This is a genomic window from Pseudomonas sp. MPB26, from assembly GCF_046605355.1.
In the GTDB taxonomy this organism is placed as follows: domain Bacteria; phylum Pseudomonadota; class Gammaproteobacteria; order Pseudomonadales; family Pseudomonadaceae; genus Aquipseudomonas; species Aquipseudomonas cedrina.
This window is the reverse complement of record NZ_CP176793.1, coordinates 5,395,397-5,412,834: the sequence shown is the minus strand read 5'-3', so window position 1 is coordinate 5,412,834 and position 17,438 is coordinate 5,395,397. Positions and strand designations below refer to the sequence as shown.

At 62.9% G+C, this 17,438-nt stretch carries 14 protein-coding genes and 1 pseudogene; 13 read left to right on the top strand and 2 right to left on the bottom strand.

Annotated features, from left to right (window positions below; all coding sequences use genetic code 11):
* Positions 1-197 precede the first annotated feature (197 nt).
* Complete coding sequence (locus ACLH0H_RS24670) at positions 198-578, top strand: fe2+ zn2+ uptake regulation protein (protein WP_411380025.1); 381 nt, start codon at positions 198-200, stop codon at positions 576-578.
* A gap of 15 nt (positions 579-593) precedes the next feature.
* On the opposite strand, the gene ACLH0H_RS24665 is transcribed toward ACLH0H_RS24670, so the two are convergent.
* Positions 594-782 (bottom strand): hypothetical protein, encoded by a 189-nt coding sequence (locus tag ACLH0H_RS24665; protein ID WP_411380024.1) that lies wholly within the window; start codon positions 780-782, stop codon positions 594-596.
* Positions 783-843: 61 nt separating this feature from the next.
* On the bottom strand, positions 844-1,773 hold the full coding sequence (locus ACLH0H_RS24660; protein ID WP_411380023.1) for a LysR family transcriptional regulator: 930 nt from the start codon (positions 1,771-1,773) through the stop codon (positions 844-846).
* Between the two features lie 118 nt (positions 1,774-1,891).
* Between ACLH0H_RS24660 and ACLH0H_RS24655 the strand changes: the two genes are divergently transcribed.
* The 12 genes and pseudogenes from ACLH0H_RS24655 (at position 1,892) to ACLH0H_RS24600 (ending at position 17,437) form a co-directional block, all read left to right on the top strand.
* Positions 1,892-2,887 carry an aldo/keto reductase gene (locus ACLH0H_RS24655; RefSeq protein WP_411380022.1) on the top strand — a complete coding sequence of 332 codons (996 nt, stop codon included), beginning with the start codon at positions 1,892-1,894 and terminating at the stop codon, positions 2,885-2,887.
* 190 nt (positions 2,888-3,077) lie between these two features.
* Positions 3,078-4,211, top strand: a pseudogene (locus ACLH0H_RS24650) (cache and HAMP domain-containing protein); the annotation flags it as partial.
* 15 nt (positions 4,212-4,226) lie between these two features.
* Positions 4,227-5,072: a methyl-accepting chemotaxis protein gene (locus ACLH0H_RS24645; RefSeq protein ID WP_370737448.1), complete on the top strand. Its 846-nt coding sequence runs from the start codon at positions 4,227-4,229 to the stop codon at positions 5,070-5,072.
* Positions 5,073-5,162: 90 nt separating this feature from the next.
* Positions 5,163-5,636 (top strand): SRPBCC family protein, encoded by a 474-nt coding sequence (locus tag ACLH0H_RS24640; protein ID WP_411380021.1) that lies wholly within the window; start codon positions 5,163-5,165, stop codon positions 5,634-5,636.
* Between the two features lie 106 nt (positions 5,637-5,742).
* Positions 5,743-6,189 (top strand): DUF411 domain-containing protein, encoded by a 447-nt coding sequence (locus tag ACLH0H_RS24635; protein WP_411380020.1) that lies wholly within the window; start codon positions 5,743-5,745, stop codon positions 6,187-6,189.
* Positions 6,186-6,629: a YqaA family protein gene (locus tag ACLH0H_RS24630; protein ID WP_186688701.1), complete on the top strand. Its 444-nt coding sequence runs from the start codon at positions 6,186-6,188 to the stop codon at positions 6,627-6,629. Before ACLH0H_RS24635 ends, ACLH0H_RS24630 begins: the two co-directional genes overlap by 4 nt.
* A 44-nt stretch (positions 6,630-6,673) precedes the next feature.
* Positions 6,674-7,675, top strand: coding sequence for an alpha/beta fold hydrolase (locus ACLH0H_RS24625; protein ID WP_411380019.1), 1,002 nt, complete (start codon positions 6,674-6,676; stop codon positions 7,673-7,675).
* Positions 7,676-7,699: 24 nt separating this feature from the next.
* Entirely contained in the window at positions 7,700-8,653 is a 954-nt protein-coding gene (locus ACLH0H_RS24620; protein WP_411380018.1) for a D-2-hydroxyacid dehydrogenase family protein, read from the top strand.
* 627 nt (positions 8,654-9,280) lie between these two features.
* Positions 9,281-10,837: a glycogen synthase GlgA gene (gene glgA, locus ACLH0H_RS24615; RefSeq protein WP_411380017.1), complete on the top strand. Its 1,557-nt coding sequence runs from the start codon at positions 9,281-9,283 to the stop codon at positions 10,835-10,837.
* Between the two features lie 20 nt (positions 10,838-10,857).
* A complete protein-coding gene (gene treZ, locus ACLH0H_RS24610) occupies positions 10,858-12,609 on the top strand; it encodes a malto-oligosyltrehalose trehalohydrolase (protein ID WP_411380016.1) in 1,752 nt (583 codons plus the stop codon).
* Positions 12,606-14,690, top strand: coding sequence for a 4-alpha-glucanotransferase (malQ, locus tag ACLH0H_RS24605; RefSeq protein ID WP_411380015.1), 2,085 nt, complete (start codon positions 12,606-12,608; stop codon positions 14,688-14,690). The genes treZ and malQ overlap by 4 nt, the downstream gene beginning before the upstream one ends.
* Complete coding sequence (locus ACLH0H_RS24600) at positions 14,687-17,437, top strand: malto-oligosyltrehalose synthase (protein ID WP_411380014.1); 2,751 nt, start codon at positions 14,687-14,689, stop codon at positions 17,435-17,437. Before malQ ends, ACLH0H_RS24600 begins: the two co-directional genes overlap by 4 nt.
* The last annotated feature ends 1 nt before the right edge of the window (position 17,438 follow it).

Below are 17,438 nucleotides of genomic sequence, written 5' to 3'. Positions count from 1 at the left end.
ATAACCCCACCGTAAGAACGCAAACCAGCGGCAATAATTTAGCGGTGATGACGTTTAGAGAAAGGCAGCGTGAATGTGACAAAACCGATACTGACGAAATTTCTACATCCAGGACTTCATGATTTCGCTCGCTCGTTCGTCTTACTAACCAAGAGCGCTCATTTTTTCCTGATCAGGCTCTGATAAGGAGTTTTTGCATGTATAACCCGCAAGTGCCCACGGATGGACATTCACCGGCTGCCGAGGCCAATTTCGCCAGCGGCACACAAGCGTTCGGCAAGGCACCCGAACAGCAAGGCAACCAGCGTATCCGCCACCTGCTCAAGTGTTTTGGCTTACGCACCAGCCTGATCCGGTTGAAGGTCATCGACGCCCTGCTCACCGCCGCCGACAACAGACGCACCCTGGGCGTACGCGGCGTGCACAGCCATTTGCTGGAACTGGGCATCCCGTTGTCGTTTCTGAGCGTGCGCGAAGTGCTCAAGCGCCTGTGCAGCGAGGGCGTGATCACCCTCAATGCCGACAAAAGCTACAGCCTCCACGAAGAGGCTGCGAAGGTACTCGACGGTCGCGCCTGATCCGCGGCCCGTGGCCTAGAGCTTGACCTTGCGGCGCATAACTCCGTTGATCACCACCACAACCACCGCGACTGCAATGGCGACGGTCTGGAATGTCTTCTCGCTGATAACCCCAGTGTTCTGCAGGTAGGACAGGCCAAACATGGTCGCCAGGACGGCCAGGGCAATCAGAATCGAATATTTCAAACGCTGCTTTTGTGTCATGACGGGTTCCTGAACCTGAAAATGTAGCCCCAGTGCATCGCTGATCGGCTGCGACGGGCGCTCATGGTACAGGCGATGCCTGGCGCTGCAAACCGGTGCCGGGTTGCGCGCAGAGTTCAACCAGCCAATCGACAAACACCCGCACGCGCTGGGACAACTGGCGGTGCGGCGGGTACAGCGCGGTCAGGGCCATTTTCGGTACGGCCAACTGGGGCAGCACCTCCACCAGCTTGCCCAGGGCCATTTGCTCGCGGGCATGGTAGTACGGCGCCTGGATCAGCCCGTACCCGGCTTCGCAGGCGCAGAAGTAGCCGTCGGCACTGTTGACCGCGACCCCCTTCGGCAGGTTGACCGGACGCAGTTCGGCGCCGATGAGAAACTCCAGGCCAAACCGTTTGCCGCTGGTACTGGAGACGTATTCGACCATCTGATGGCGGGCCAGGTCGTCGAGGGTTTGCGGCACACCCATGCGCTCCAGGTAAGCGGGGCTGGCCAGGGTTATCTGGTCCATCATCGCCAGGGGGCGCGCCACCAGTGAATCGTCCAGCGCCAGGCCGCCGCGCAGCACGCAATCCACGCCTTCGCGGATCAGGTCGACCGACCGGTCGTTCAAGCCGATTTCCAATTCGATCTGCGGGTAGCGGGCGCTGAAGGTGGGCAAGGCCGGGATCACCAGGAAACGTCCGATACCCGAGGGCATATCAACGCTCAAGATGCCGCGCGGGTTCAGCCGGCTCGCCGAAAACACCGCTTCGGTTTCCTCGAGGTCCGACAGCAGTTGTACGCAGCGCTGGTAGTACGCGGCGCCATCCAATGTGGGGCTGACCTGCCGCGTGGTGCGTTGCAACAGCTGCACGCCCAGGTGCGCTTCCAACTGCTTGATCAGCACCGTCACCGAGGCGCGCGGCAGTTGCAGGCTGTCGGCCGCCTTGGCAAAGCCGCGCAGTTCGACGATCCGGGTGAACACGCGCATCGCGTTGAAACGGTCCACGTTGCAGCTCCTTGAGCAGATTGTTTAAATAATACGAATAGTGATAGTGCTTTTAGCCGGTTTATCTCGGCTTTGTCGAGCGTAACAATGCGAGCCTACCCACACAGGAGCTGTACCGATGCACACTCGTCAACTCGGCACCAACGGCCCGCTTGTCTCCGCCATCGGCCTCGGCTGCATGGGCATGAGCGATTTCTACGCGCCCGGCAGCGATACCCGGGAAGCCTTCGCGACCCTGCACCGTGCGCTGGAGCTGGGCATCAACTTTCTCGACACCGCCGACATGTATGGCCCCCATACCAACGAACAGCTGATCGGCAAGGCCATCGCCGGCAAACGTGAGCAGGTGTTCCTGGCCAGCAAGTTCGGCATCGTGCGTGACCCGGCCCAGCCCACGTCGCGCGGCGTGGACGGCCGCCCCGAATACGTGCGCCAAGCCATCGACGGCACGCTGCGGCGCCTGGGGGTGGACACGCTGGACCTTTACTACCAGCACCGCATCGACCCGGATGTGGCCATCGAAGAAACCATCGGCGCCATGGCCGAGCTGGTGCAACAGGGCAAGGTGCGTTACCTGGGCCTGAGCGAAGCCAGCGCCGCCACCCTGGAACGCGCGCACAAGGTGCACCCGATCAGCGCGTTGCAAAGTGAATATTCGCTGTGGAGCCGCGACCAGGAACACAACGGTTGCCTCGCCGCCTGCCAACGCCTGGGCATCGCATTCGTGCCCTACAGCCCGCTGGGCCGTGGCTTCCTGACCGGCGCGCTGCAAAGCCCGGAAGACTTCGGCGCCGATGACTACCGCCGCTTCAGCCCGCGTTTCCAGGGCGAGAACTTCGCCAGGAACCTGCAATTGGTCCGGCAGGTGCAAGCGATGGCGGCCGACAAGGGCGTCAGCGCCGGGCAACTCGCATTGGCCTGGGTGTTGGCGCAGGGCGATTTCATCATTCCGATCCCCGGCACCAAGCAGCGCAAGTACCTGGAAGAAAACGCGGCGGCCGTTTCGATCAGCCTCAGCCCGACGGAGCTGGCAGCCCTGGACGCGATTTTCCCGAGCGATGCGGCAGCCGGCCCACGCTACCCCAAGGAAGTGATGGCGATGCTGGATATCTAGCACCCTTCATGAACGCCCCATCTCTACCCAAGTGAGAAGGCCTTCAGGTCGATCAGCAATACGGGGCGCCATTAAAAGCGCCCCGTTTTTCTTGCACGTGCGTACCTAAAGCTGCGCCTTTCCAAGCCGATAGCCCTACGAAGCTCTAACAAAGCCGCGTCGACAATAAACGCTTCGTAAGGACGACCCCATGCCCCCACTGCGCTCCATCCAAGCCCGCTACACCCTGTTCCTGGTGCTGTTCGTCCTGGTGTTATTTGTGTTGACCGTGGTGGGTATCGGCCAGTTGGTCGCGCCCACGTTGCGCCATACCGAAGAACAGGTGGTGCTCAACCGCATCGCCGAGGTCGCCGTACAGATCCAGGGCGAGTTGAACAAGGTTCAGTCCCAGCAACGCACCATCACCCAGACCATCCCTTTGCTCGACAGCGATGCCATCGACAAGGTCCTGCCCGGGCTGGTCGATCAATATGGCGAGCTGAAGGTCTTCGGCGGCGGCATCTGGCCGTTGCCCAACCAGCGTACGCCTGGGCGCAACAAGCACAGCACGTTCTGGCACCGTGATGCGGCGGGCAAACTGGCGGTCAATACCTTCTGGAACAGCGACCCCGCGCCCAACTACTACGACCAGAGCTGGTACAAGGGCGGCCTGGCCTCGCCACGCGGCCAATGCGCCTGGGCCGCCGCCTACAAGGACGACGCCAGCCAGGAGCCACGCACCAACTGCGCCATGGCGATCCAGCGCGACGGCGCGCCCTACGGTGTCGCCACCATCGACGTGACCCTGGGCTTCTTCAATGACCTGGTCGCCAGCAAAGAGCAAGACATCGGCGGGCAAATGCTGATCGTCGAAGGCGACGGCAAGATCATCAGCAACAGCACGCGCATCAGCGGCCCGGTGGTGTTGAAAAACATCAGCGAACTCACCGGCACCTCGGCGTTCGCCGCTCAGGTCAGCAAGGCCCTGGCCAACCGCGACCAGGCGCTGCAACGCAGCGAGTTTGACAACCAAGGCGTGGCCAGCACCTTTTACATGCGCCCCATCGCCGGCACGCCGTGGTTCCTCGCCACCGCCCTGCCCACTTCGCTGATCACCGCCCAGCGCGATGACGTGCTGGGTACCCTGGCGTTGCTGCAAATCCCGATGGTGTTGCTGCTGGTTCTGCTCGCGGTGTATGCGATCCGCCAACTGGTGCAGCGCATGACGACCCTGAAAACCAATATCGACGCGTTGTCCGCCGGCGACGCCGACCTTACCCGCCGCATCACCATCCGCGCCGAAGACGAACTGGGCGCCATCGGCCACTCGGTGAACCGCTTTATCGTCTATCTGCAGAACATGATCGGCGAAGTCACCCAAGCCACCGGCGCCATGTCGTCGAGCCTTGAGCAACTGCAACGGACCTCGGCGCACACCAACCAGATCCTGGTGCGGCATGCCTCGGAGACCGACCAGACGGTCACCGCAATCACCGAAATGAGCTCCACGGCCGACACCGTTGCGCAGAACGCCGCCGAAACCGCTGCGTTCACCCAGCGCGCCAACGAGCACGCCGACCGCTCCCGCGTCGTCGTGGGTGAAGCGTCCAACAGCGTCAGCGCCTTGATCGGCGAAGTGTCCAGCGCCACCCACAGCGTGGAAAACATGCGCCAGGACGCCGCGCGCATCACTGAAACCCTCGGCGTGATCGGCGCGATTGCCGGCCAGACCAACCTGCTCGCCCTCAACGCCGCCATCGAAGCGGCGCGGGCCGGCGAGCAAGGCCGTGGTTTCGCGGTGGTCGCCGATGAAGTCCGCGCACTTGCCGCACGTACCCAGGCCAGCACCTCGCAGATCAATGAAATGCTCACGCGCCTGACCGCCGGTGTCAGTTCGTCGGTCGCGGCCATGGAAAACACCCAGGCCAGTTGCCAGTCGGCGGCGGACGCCACGGCGCGGGTGAACACCGGCCTGGATGAGATGGCCGGCTCCGTCAGCCATATCAATAACCTCAGCACCCAGATCGCCACGGCCGCCGAGCAGCAAAGCGCGGTGACCGAGGAAATCAACCGTAGCATGGTGCAGATCCGACAAATGGTCGAAGAGCTGGTGCAGAGCGGCCATGCCACTGAAACCAATACCCAGAGCCTGCTGGATGCGAACGGCCGGGTGATTGCCTTGATGGGCCGATTCAAGGTGCGGTGATAAACGGATGAAACACTCCCGTGCAATGTGCGGGAGTGGGACTATTCTGACAGTTCGACGTACCTAGTACCGCCACACAGGAGGTGTGCCATGCGCGCAGCCGAGCAGTCGGTCCGCTTGGAGCGGATCAGTCAGGAACGCTTTATCCAGGCCCCTATCGAAGCCGTCTACGACTACGTGACCCAACCGGATCGCTGGCACGAATGGCACCCCACGTCCCTGGGTGCCGACACCGGCACCACCGGTTCACTCCCGGCCGGCGCACGCTTCACCGAATTCATCGACCTGCTGGGTGTGCGGGTTCCCTTGAGCTACCGCGTACAAGTCGAACGACGCCCCGGCGAATTCAAGGCGGTGTTCACCTCGGTGGCCGTCGATGGTTCCATTCATTTTTTCCTGCTGCCCCATCAAGGCGGCACGCTGTTCAAGCGCGTGCTCACCTATGAAACCGAACTGCAGCTGGCGACGTTGCACGCGCGCATGATCGAGCTGTCGACCGTCGCCCTGGGCCAACTCAAGCACCGCTTGGAAAACCCGCCTCTCGTAGACTCTCGTATAATTTAGAAACATTACCAGCGCCTCCGTTCACCTGTGGGCGCTGGCTTGCCTGCGATGGCGCCGTCATGATCGGCGCCATCCCAACGGCTACCTCCCGCACGCGAGCCTTCCCATGAAAACACCATTGCGCCTGGCCCTGCTGTCAGCCCTGTTCGCCACCACCCTGGCCCAAGCCGCCGAATTGATCCCCATCGACGTGCACCGCGACGCCAACTGTGGCTGCTGCAAAAAATGGATCAGCCACCTGGAAAGCAACGGTTTCAAGGTCAACGACCATGTGGAAGCCGACATGAGCGCCGTCAAGAAGCGCCTCGGCGTGGCACCGCGACTGGGCTCATGCCATACCGCCGTGATCGATGGCAAGTTCGTTGAAGGCCACGTGCCCGCCGAACAAGTGCTGGCCTTGCGCAAACGCAACGATCTGCTGGGCATCGCGGCACCCGGCATGCCCATGGGCTCGCCCGGCATGGAAGTGCAAGGCCGCGGCGAGGCCTATCAGGTCATCGGCCTGACCCGTGAGGGTAAAGACGCAGTGGTGGCTGACTACCCGGCGCAATGATCGCGGCTTACCTGGGGTTATTTTTCGCGGCGTTTGGCGCCGCGACCTTGTTGCCGCTGCAATCGGAGGCCGTGCTGGTGGGCCTGCTCGTCAGCGGGCATTTCAACCTGTGGCTGCTGCTGGCCATTGCCACCCTGGGCAATGTGCTCGGCTCGGTGCTGAACTGGTGGCTGGGACGCTGGGTTGAGCACTTCAAGACGCGGCGCTGGTTTCCGGTCAGCGACCGGCAGCTGGACAAAGCGCGCCAACATTACGAGCGCTGGGGTCATTGGACGTTGCTGCTCAGTTGGCTGCCGATCATCGGCGACCCGCTGACCCTGGTCGCCGGGGTAATGCGAGAGCCCTTGTGGCGATTCCTGCTGCTGGTCACCCTGGCCAAAAGCATTCGATACGGCGTGCTCGCGGCCGTGACCTTGCAGTGGGGGTTAATCCCCACTTAATCTCCTCGCAACAGCATCCGATCACTTTTCCCGGAGCCCTGCTCATGCCTCTGATCCGCGCTTTTTGTATCGCCGGCCTGCTCACGGCCAGCGCCGCCCCGGTGCTTGCCGCAACCTATGGCCCTGAACTCCAAGGTTTCAAATACCCCTACCCGCTCCAGCATTTCCAATTCCAATCCCAGGGTAAAACGTTGCAGATGGGTTACATGGACGTTGCGCCCAAAGGCCAGGCCAACGCTCGCACGGTGGTGCTGATGCACGGCAAAAACTTCTGCGGCGCCACCTGGGAAGGCTCGATCAAGGCCTTGAGCGACGCCGGGTACCGTGTGATCGCGCCGGACCAGATCGGCTTCTGCAGTTCCAGCAAGCCCGACCACTATCAATACAGTTTCCAGCAACTGGCGACCAACACCCACCAGCTCCTGGAACAGCTTGGCATTCAAAAGGCCACCTTCATCGGCCACTCCACCGGCGGCATGCTCGCCACGCGCTACGCGCTGATGTACCCCGAGCAAACCGAGCAGCTTGCACTGGTGAACCCCATCGGCCTGGAAGACTGGAAGGCTCTGGGCGTGCCCTCGCTCAACGTCGACCAGTGGAATGCGCGTGAGCTAAAAGTCAACGCCGAGGGCATCCGCAAGTACCAGCTCAACACCTATTACGTCGGCCGCTGGAAACCGGAGTACGAACGCTGGGTCGACATGTACGCCGGCCTCGCCAACGGCCCAGGGCGCACGCTGGTCGCCTGGAACTCGGCATTGATTTACGACATGATCTTCACCCAGCCGGTCTACTACGAGTTCAAGAACCTGCAGATGCCCACGCTGCTGCTGATCGGCACGTCCGATAACACCGCCATCGGCAAGGACATTGCGCCGCCGGCGGTCAAGGCCAAGCTCGGCAACTACGCGGTGCTGGGCAAGCAAGTGGCCGAACTGATTCCCCATGCCACTCTGGTGGAATTCCCCGGCCTGGGACACGCACCGCAAATGGAAGAACCGGCCCAGTTCCACAAAGCGCTGTTGCAGGGTTTGAACGCCCTTTAACCCAACCTTTTCGAGGCACTGGCGATGTCGGTACAGATCGCGGTCATTGATGATTGGCAGAACGTCGCCAGCGGCGTGGTGGACTGGTCGGTTCTCGACACGGTGGGCCAGGTGCATTTCCTGCACGATTACCCGGCGGACACCGCCACCCTGATCGAGCGGTTGAAGGGGTTCGAGGTGATTTGCCTGATGCGCGAACGCACCCCCTTCGACAAAGCCCTGCTGCAGGGCTTGCCCGCGCTGAAGCTGCTGGTGACCGGCGGCATGCGCAACGCCGCCATCGACATCCCCGCCACCAAGGCCCTGGGCATCCAGGTGTGCGGCACCGACAGCTATAAACAGGCGGCGCCCGAACTGACCTGGGCGCTGATCATGGCCTCGACCCGCAACCTGGTGGCCGAAGCCAACGCGTTGCGTGCCGGCCACTGGCAGGTTGGCCTGGGCGGTGACCTGTATGGCAAGACCCTGGGCATTCTCGGCCTGGGCAGCATTGGCCAGAAAGTCGCGCAGTTCGCCCAGGTGTTCGGCATGCGGGTGATTGCCTGGAGTGAAAACCTCACGCCGGAACGGGCGGCCGAGTCGGGCGTGACGTGGGTCAGCAAGAAGGCACTGTTCGAACAGGCAGACATTCTCACCATTCATTTGGTGCTCAGCGACCGCAGCCGTGGGCTGGTGGACGCCCAGGCGCTGGGCTGGATGAAACCCGGCGCCCGCCTGGTCAACACCGCACGCGGGCCGATCGTGGACGAGGCGGCGCTGGTGCGCGCACTGCAAAGCGGCCGTCTGGCTGGCGCGGCGCTGGACGTGTTTGCCGAGGAGCCACTTCCGCTGGATCACCCGTTGCGCCACTTGCCGAATGTACTGGCCACGCCCCATGTGGGTTACGTGAGCGAACAGAATTATCGGCAGTTTTATGGGCAGATGATCGAAGCCATACAGGCATGGGCCATGGGCGCGCCCATCCGCCTACTCGGCTAACGCACCACGCTGGTGCAAAACCCTTCACACCTGTCTGCTCCGCTAACGCACTACCCCGGTGCAACGCCATTGCCATCTACCGATGCCGCGATTCCGTGTAGTGAGCGGGCTTGCCCCGCGCGGGGTGGCGAAGCCGCCCCCCATAATGGCACCGCCGAGCCGCAGGATAACTCCGGTCGCCCGGTTTGGGGCGGCTTCGCCACCCAGCGCGGGGCAAGCCCGCTCACTACAGAGGCTCCCGTACATAGGCGGGGCCAATACAGCCCACGACAGAATCGTGGGACCTTCGCAATGGGCATATCGTTAAAAGTTTTTTGTCCTACAAAAATCGCTCGAAAACCCTACAGGCTCTGGGATCTGTCCTAGACTCCTGACCGATGGGTCCCTTCCAAAACAAAAACCCCGCAAAAAAACTAAACTTTTCAACTCGGCCCTTGGTCAAGTTTTAAGGCAAGGCGAGCACTCCGCGATTCACGCTACATGCCCGTCCATCCAATCTTTTTCAGTTAACCGAGCAACTGGCATACGCCTTGCCAGATTGTCGTGCGCTTGTGCGCTTGGCCGCAGGAAGCGGTCATCGAGCTAATGGCAGCGGGCCATTAGCTAACCAACACGTTGGAGAGAACTATGATCAGTGCCGCAGCAAGTATTCAGGGAGAGCGTGTTAGTCAGCCAGTTGGCGGGTCGACCTCTTTAGTAGTCGACCTCAATACGGTGCGGCCGGTGTCCAGTCATAACCCCAATCGAAAGAAGGTGCTGTTTGTTACCTCCGAGTTTGCCGACCTGGTGAAAACCGGCGGCCTGGGCGATGTGTCGGCGGCCCTGCCCCGCGCCATGGCTCACTTGCACGATGTGCGCGTGTTGATCCCCGGCTACCCGCAGGTGATGGAAAGCGATAACCCGATTCACATCATCGGCGAGCTGGGTGGCCACGCCGCGTTGCCACCCTGCAAGATCGGGCGCATGGACCTCAAGGACGGCCTGGTCATCTATGTGCTGATCTGCCCTGAACTTTACGAGCGCGAAGGCACCCCTTACGGGGCCAACAACGGCCGCGACTGGCCGGACAACCATATTCGTTTCGCCCGCCTGGGCCTGGCCGCCGCCGACATGGCCGCCAACCTGGCGCAGATCCACTGGTGCCCGGACCTGGTGCACGCCCACGACTGGCCCGCTGGCCTGGCGCCGGCGTACATGCACTGGCGTGGCTCACGCACCCCGACGCTGTTCACCATCCACAACCTGGCGTACCAGGGCGTGGTCAGCCTGGGCTGCACCCCTGAGCTGGGCATCCCGCCCCATGCCTTGCAACAGGAAGGCATGGAGTTCTACGGCAAGATGTCGTTCCTCAAGGCGGGCATGGCCTATTCCAGCCACATCACCACCGTGAGCGCCACATACGCTCAGGAAATCACCACCCCGGAATTCGGCTGCGGCCTTGATGGCTTCCTGGCCAGCAAGACCCAGCAAGGCTTGCTCAGCGGCATCCCCAACGGCATCGAAGACAGCTGGGAAACCTCGACTGACCCGCACCTGACCCACAACTTCAATGTGGGCGACTGGGAAGGCAAGGCTGTCAATGCCGCGCAAGTGCGTGAGCTGTTCGGCTTGAGTGAGTCAACTGGCCCACTGTTCGCCGTGGTTTCCCGCCTGGTGTTCCAGAAAGGCCTGGACCTGACCGAAGCCGTTGCCAGCTTTATCGTCGAACAAGGTGGGCAGATCGCGATTATCGGTCGCGGCGAGCCCGAGGAAGAAAACGCCATGCGTGAACTGGCGCTGCGCTTCCCAGGCCAGATCGGCGTGCGCATCGGCTTCAACGAGACCGATGCCCGTCGCATGTTCGCCGGCAGCGACTTCCTGTTGATGCCGTCGCGCTACGAGCCTTGCGGCCTGAGCCAGATGTACGCCCAACGCTTCGGTTCGCTGCCGGTTGCACGCAACACCGGCGGCTTGGCCGATACCATCGAAAACGGCGTGACGGGCTTTCTGTTCAATGAGTCCACCGTCGACAGCTACAAGGAAGCCCTGAGCCGCGCGTTCAAGGTATTTGCCTTCCCTGACCTGCTCAACGCCATGCGTTGCCGGGCGATGACGCGCCCCTTCAACTGGAGCCAGGCGGTGGAACCCTACGCCGAACTGTACGAGCAACTGGTCGCCAAGGCCTTGGGGAAATCAGTCAAATAATCAACGAGAGGTTTTTATAGATGCCTTTACGGACTCTGGAAACCTGGCCCCACGGCGCAATCATGCTGGACGCGCAACACACGCGTTTCGCCTTGTGGGCGCCAGATGCGTTTTATGTCAGCGTTGAATTGGAAGGCGGCAAATCGGTCGCCATGCTACCCCAGGCAGAAGGCTGGTTTGAAACCGAAATAGCGTGCCCGGCGGGCACGCGCTACCGCTTCAATATCGACGGCGAAAAAGATGTCCCCGATCCGGCGTCCCGGGCCCAGGCCTCGGACGTGCATGGTTGGAGCGTAGTGGTCGACCCGCTCGCCTATCAGTGGCGCAACGCTCACTGGCAAGGTCGCCCCTGGCACGAAGCGGTCATCTATGAGCTGCACGTCGGCGCGATGGGTGGTTACGCCGGCGTCGAGAAGCACCTGCCACGCCTGGCCGAGCTGGGCATCACCGCGATCGAATTGATGCCTTTGGCGCAATTTCCCGGTGAGCGCAACTGGGGCTATGACGGGGTTCTGCCCTACGCGCCGCAAGCCTCCTACGGTACGCCCGAACAGCTCAAGCACCTGATCGACAGCGCCCATGAACAGGGCCTGGCGGTGATCCTTGACGTGGTCTACAACCACTTCGGCCCCGATGGCAATTACCTGGGCCAGTACGCCAAGGGCTTCTTCCAGGAAGACGTGCACACCCCATGGGGCGCCGGTATCGACTTCAATCGTCGCCAGGTTCGGGATTTCTTTCTGGATAACGCGCTGATGTGGTTGCTGGAATACCGCTTCGACGGCCTGCGCCTGGATGCGGTGCATGCCATCGACAACCCGGATTTTCTCAGGGAGCTGGCCCACCGAGTCCGCGAGCAAGTGGACGCCGGCCGACACGTGTGGCTGATGCTGGAAAACGAGCTTAACCAGGCCAGCCTGCTGCAGGACGATCGGGACTTCGACGCGCAATGGAACGACGACTTCCACAATGTCATGCATGTGTTGCTGACCGGCGAGACCGACGCGTATTACAGCGATTTTGCCGAGGAGCCTACGGCCAAGCTCGCACGTTGCCTGGGCGAAGGTTTCATCTACCAAGGTCATACCACGCGACATGGCCATGAGCGTGGCGAACCCAGTGGGCATCTGCCGCCGAGCGCCTTTGTGGCGTTCCTGCAGAACCATGACCAAATCGGCAATCGGGCTCTGGGCGAGCGCCTGCACCAGCTCTGCCCGCCCCAGGCCTTGCAGGCGGCAACCGCCCTGCTGCTGTTGTCGCCGATGATTCCGCTGATGTTCATGGGCGATGAGTCCAACGCCAGCGAGCCTTTCCTGTTTTTCACCGACCACCATGGCGAACTGGCCGAAGCGGTGCGTGAAGGCCGGCGCAATGAATTTGCGGATTTCGCCGCCTTCAAGGACCCGCAGCGACGCGAGCGCATCCCCGATCCGAATGCCTTGGCGACGTTCCTGCAGACCACGCCCAGTTTTACCGAGAACGAGCATACGCAGCTCTACCGCCACCTGCTGAGCCTGCGCCACCAGCACATCGTGCCGCACCTGCCCGGCAGCACCACGCTGGGCGCCGAGGTGCTGGCCGACGGCGCGGTCAGTGCGCGCTGGCGCCTGGGCAACGGCAGCCTGTTGCAGATTGATCTGAACCTCAGCGCTACGCCCCTGGATCGTCCCGCGACGGAACATGTCCTGTTCGAAACGCCTGTCAACGATGGCGCACACCTGCCGCCTTTCAGCGCCCGCGTTACTTTATTCCCTGTTGGAGAGCACCCTTGAGCGAAGCGAACCTGGAAATCCTCGCCAGCCGAGCGGGACTGGCCGTCGATTGGATCGACGCAAACGGCCGCCCGCAACGAGTGAAACCCGACGCCCTGCGCGCCGTTCTCAAAGGCCTGGGCCACCCGGCCGATACTGACGCCGAGATCGACGCCAGCCTGCACGAACTGGAGCAGGAACAGCAGAACAAAGTCCTGCCACCCTTGATGACCATCGACAGCGGTGAAAGCCTGGACCTGGCGCGTTACTTCGAACCCGACACCCTGTGCCGAGTCAGCCTTGAGAATGGCGAAACCCTGGAACTGCGGCTCGATGGCGACGCCGTCCTGCCCGGAATCATCGCCCTGGGCTATCACCAGGTGCACATCGCCGACCAGACCTTCACCCTTGCCGTCGCGCCTGCCCACTGCTACAGCGTGGCCGAAGCCACCGACACCCAACCCGCGCGTGCCTGGGGCCTCAGCGCCCAGCTCTATGCCCTGCGCCGCCTGGGCGATGGCGGCTTTGGCGACACCCTGGCGCTGGAACATCTGGCGCGTTCGGCCGCCGAGCGCGGCGCGGATGCCCTGGCGATCAGCCCGATGCACGCGATGTTCAGCGCCGACACCGGGCGCTTCAGCCCGTATTCGCCCTCGAGCCGGTTGTTCCTCAACAGCTTGTACGCCTCGCCGGGCTGCATCCTGGGCGAGCGCGAAGTGCGCAATGCCATCGAAGCCATCGGCCTGACCGATGAGCTGCACGAACTGGAGCAGCACAACCTGATCGACTGGCCCACCGCCGCCAAGGCCAAGCAGCGCCTGTTGCGCGCACTGTATGAAGACTTCCGCCACGGCCATCACCCGCAACATGCCGATTTCCTGAGCTTCCGCCAGGCCGGTGGCGAAGCCTTGGAAAACCACTGCCGTTTCGAAGCCGTGCAAGCGGCGCGTGCCGCCGCCGGTGAAAGCCTCGACTGGCGCCACTGGCCCGAGGAGTGGCGTAGCCCGCAGAGCCCGGCACTGGCCAGGTTCGCCGAAGAAAATTCCGATGAAATCGGTTACTACGCCTTCAGCCAATGGCTGATCGCCCGCTGCCTGGAGCGCGCGCAACAAGCCGCGCGCGGCAGCGGCATGGGCGTGGGCCTGATCGCCGACCTGGCCGTGGGCGCCGACGGCGGTGGCAGCCAGGCCTGGAGCCGCCAGGATGAGTTGCTCGCCGACCTGACCGTGGGCGCGCCACCCGATATCCTCAACCGTGCCGGCCAAGGCTGGGGCATTTCCGCCTTCTCCCCCGAAGGCCTCAAGCGCAACGGCTTTCGCGCCTTCATCGAAATGCTGCGCGCCAACTTCGCCCATGCCGGCGGCCTGCGCATCGACCATGTGATGGGCTTGCAGCGCCTGTGGGTGATGCCTATGGACGCCTCGCCCCAGGACGGCGCGTACCTGTATTTCCCGGTGGATGACCTGCTGCGCCTGCTCGCGCTGGAATCGCACCGCCACCAGGCCATTGTGCTCGGCGAAGACCTGGGCACCGTGCCGGATGGCCTGCGCGAAAAACTCATCGCCCGCTCGATCCTGGGCATGCGTGTGTTGCTGTTCGAGCAAGACCACGAAGGTCGGTTCAAGCCGATCCTCGACTGGCCCGACAACGCGTTGGCCACTACCAGCACCCACGACCTGCCGACGCTCAACGGTTGGTGGCACAGCCGTGATATCGACTGGAACGTCCAGCTCGGCCTGATCGACGCCCCCACCGTGGAGCAATGGAGTGAGCACCGCCTGCGCGAGCGCCAGGCGCTGCGCCAGGCCTTGAGCCAGGACCCGCAGAACTTCGTCGAAGAAATCCGCAATGAAACCGACCACATGATCGACGCCAGCGTGCGTTACCTCGGCCACACCCGTGCGCCGCTGGTACTGCTGCCGCTGGAAGATGCGCTGGGCATCGAGGAACAAGCCAACTTGCCCGGCACCACCGACACCCACCCCAATTGGCGCCGCCGCCTGCCGGGGGAGGCATCCAGCCTGCTCGACAATGCCGGCGCTGCCCGCCGCCTCGAGCTGCTGGCCGTCGCGCGTAACCAAGCCTATGAGCGTGACCGATGAAAGCACTGCCCCTGCGCGCTACCCAGCGCCTGCAATTCCATAAAGGCTTTACCCTCAATGACGCGGTGCCGCTGGTGCCGTATTTCGCCCAGCTCGGCATCAGCCACCTGTATGCCTCGCCGCTGCTCAGCGCCCGCGCCGGTTCCATGCACGGCTACGACGTGGTCGACCCGACCACCGTCAACCCGGAGCTGGGTGGCGAAGCGGCCTTGCGCCGCCTGGTGGCGGCACTGCGTGAGCACGGCATGGGGCTCATCCTCGATATCGTCTCCAACCACATGGCCGTGGGCGGTGCCGATAATCCTTGGTGGCTGGACCTGCTGGAGTGGGGCCGGTTGAGCCCCTACAGTGAGTTCTTCGATATCCAGTGGCATTCGCCCGACCCCTTGCTCAAGGGCCAGTTGCTGATGCCGTTCCTGGGCAACGACTACGGCGAAGCCTTGCAGAACGGCACCCTGACCTTGCACTTCGATGCCAGCCACGGTGCGTTCTACGTCGAGCATTACGAACACCGTTTCCCGATCTGCCCACGGGATTATGCAGCGATCCTGGGCACTGGCGACTCGCTCAAGCCCCTGGCCGACCAGTTCAGCGCCCTCGCCTACCAGGACGACGCCTACCATGAGGCGGCGTGGCTCAAACAGGCATTGGCCGATCGCGCCACCGAAGTGCTGCCCGCCATCGAACAGCGCCTGACCGAGTTCGACGGCCGCCAGCCGGAGGGCTTCGAACGCCTGCATCAACTGCTTGAACAACAGGCCTACCGCCTGGCGAGCTGGCGCACCGCAGCCGACGATATCAACTGGCGGCGCTTCTTCGATGTCAACGAACTGGGCGGCCTGCGAGTCGAGCGCGCCGCCGTGTTCGAAGCCACCCATGGCAAGATTTTCGAACTGATCAGCGAAGGCCTGGTGGATGGCCTGCGCATCGACCACATCGACGGTCTGGCTGACCCGCGCGGTTACTGCCGCAAGCTGCGCCGCCGTGTGGATTCGTTATCGCCGCAGCGGCATTTGCCGATCTTCGTCGAGAAAATCCTCGGCGAAGGCGAAACCCTGCGCAAAGACTGGAAAGTAGATGGCACCACCGGCTATGAGTTCATGAACCAGCTCTCGCTGTTGCAACACGACCCGAACGGCTTTGCGCCGTTGGCCGAGCTGTGGACCCGCCACAGCGAACGGCCTTCGGCGTTCATGGAAGAGGCACGGTTGGCGCGTCAGCAGATCCTCAATGGCTCCCTCGGCGGCGACTTCGAAAGCGTGGCCCAGGCCTTGCTGCAAGTGGCGCGCGACGATGTGATGACTCGCGACATGACCTTGGGCGCCATCCGCCGGGCTCTGCAGGAATTGATCGTGCACTTCCCGGTGTATCGCACTTATATCAGCGCCCGTGGCCGCAGCGCGGACGACGATAAGATCTTCCGCCAGGCCATGGAAGGCGCTCGTACGACCTTGAGCGAAGGCGACTGGCCGGTGCTCGATCACCTGGAAAAATGGCTCGGCGGCCAGCCCTGGCGCAATCGCCCGGTGGGCCGAGAGCGCAAGATCCTCAAGCATGCCTGCGTGCGGTTCCAGCAACTGACCTCACCCGCCGCCGCCAAGGCGGTGGAAGACACGGCGTTCTATCGCTCGGCGGTGTTGCTGTCGCGCAACGACGTGGGCTTCAATACCGAGCAGTTCAGCGCGCCGTTGGCCGAGTTTCATCAGGTCAACAGTGAGCGCCTGCAGGCGTTCCCGGACAACCTGCTGGCCACCGCCACCCATGACCACAAGCGCGGCGAAGACACCCGCGCACGCCTGGCCGTGCTCAGTGAATGCGCGCCGTGGTACGTCGAGCAGGTCGAACAGTGGCGCGCCCTCGCCGCCCCGTTGCGTACCGATGCCAACGCGCCGTCGGCCGGCGATGAACTGATCCTCTACCAGGCCTTGCTCGGTAGCTGGCCGCTGGACCAGGACGCTGACTTTGACGGGTATAAACAGCGCCTGTGGCAATGGCAACAAAAGGCGCTGCGCGAAGCCAAGTTGCAGAGCAGCTGGAGCGCGCCCAACGAGGCCTATGAACAAGGCGTCGAAGCCTTCCTGTCGCGGCTGTTGCTCAGTGACGAAGGCCAGGCGCTGCGCACCGCCATCGGCGACGCCGCGCAGGCCATTGCGCCAGCCGGCGCGCTCAATGGCCTGGCGCAATCCTTGCTTCGCATCACCGTGCCGGGCGTGCCGGACCTGTACCAGGGCGACGAGTTCTGGGACTTCAGCCTGGTGGACCCGGATAACCGCCGCCCGGTGGATTTCAGCGCACGGCAACAGGCGCTGAACACGCCACCGGACCTGGGCGAATTGTTGTTCAACTGGCGCGACGGGCGTATCAAGCAAGCGCTGATTGCCCAGGTCCTCGCCCTGCGCAAGGCCCATCCCGAGGTGTTCCGCAGCGGTGCCTACACACCGCTGGAAGTGGTCGGCAAGCACGCCGAACGGGTGGTCGCATTCTGTCGCGAACATGAGGGCAAACGCCTGTTGGTGGTGGTACCGCGCTGGTCGCATCAGCTGCTTGAAAACGGCGTGCACCCGCAGATCAATGCGCAGGTTTGGGGCGATACGCGGGTCAAATTACCGTTCGCCGTGCCAAACCAAAACTGGAAGGGACTTTTTCACACAGGCGCAGTCACACCAGACAAGGAGCTATCGATCAGCGCTGCCCTGGGGGATTTCCCGGTCAATGTCTTTATCAATTCTGATGATCAAGAAAGCTGAA

Bases quoted from the DNA above. Each gene is read 5' to 3' on its own strand.
- ACLH0H_RS24670 (WP_411380025.1), top strand. From the start codon at position 198: ATGTATAACCCGCAAGTGCCCACGGATGGACATTCACCGGCTGCCGAG.
- ACLH0H_RS24665 (WP_411380024.1), bottom strand. From the start codon at position 782: ATGACACAAAAGCAGCGTTTGAAATATTCGATTCTGATTGCCCTGGCC.
- ACLH0H_RS24655 (WP_411380022.1), top strand. From the start codon at position 1,892: ATGCACACTCGTCAACTCGGCACCAACGGCCCGCTTGTCTCCGCCATC.
- ACLH0H_RS24645 (WP_370737448.1), top strand. From the start codon at position 4,227: ATGATCGGCGAAGTCACCCAAGCCACCGGCGCCATGTCGTCGAGCCTT.
- ACLH0H_RS24640 (WP_411380021.1), top strand. From the start codon at position 5,163: ATGCGCGCAGCCGAGCAGTCGGTCCGCTTGGAGCGGATCAGTCAGGAA.
- ACLH0H_RS24635 (WP_411380020.1), top strand. From the start codon at position 5,743: ATGAAAACACCATTGCGCCTGGCCCTGCTGTCAGCCCTGTTCGCCACC.
- ACLH0H_RS24630 (WP_186688701.1), top strand. From the start codon at position 6,186: ATGATCGCGGCTTACCTGGGGTTATTTTTCGCGGCGTTTGGCGCCGCG.
- ACLH0H_RS24625 (WP_411380019.1), top strand. From the start codon at position 6,674: ATGCCTCTGATCCGCGCTTTTTGTATCGCCGGCCTGCTCACGGCCAGC.
- ACLH0H_RS24620 (WP_411380018.1), top strand. From the start codon at position 7,700: ATGTCGGTACAGATCGCGGTCATTGATGATTGGCAGAACGTCGCCAGC.
- glgA (WP_411380017.1), top strand. From the start codon at position 9,281: ATGATCAGTGCCGCAGCAAGTATTCAGGGAGAGCGTGTTAGTCAGCCA.
- treZ (WP_411380016.1), top strand. From the start codon at position 10,858: ATGCCTTTACGGACTCTGGAAACCTGGCCCCACGGCGCAATCATGCTG.
- ACLH0H_RS24600 (WP_411380014.1), top strand. From the start codon at position 14,687: ATGAAAGCACTGCCCCTGCGCGCTACCCAGCGCCTGCAATTCCATAAA.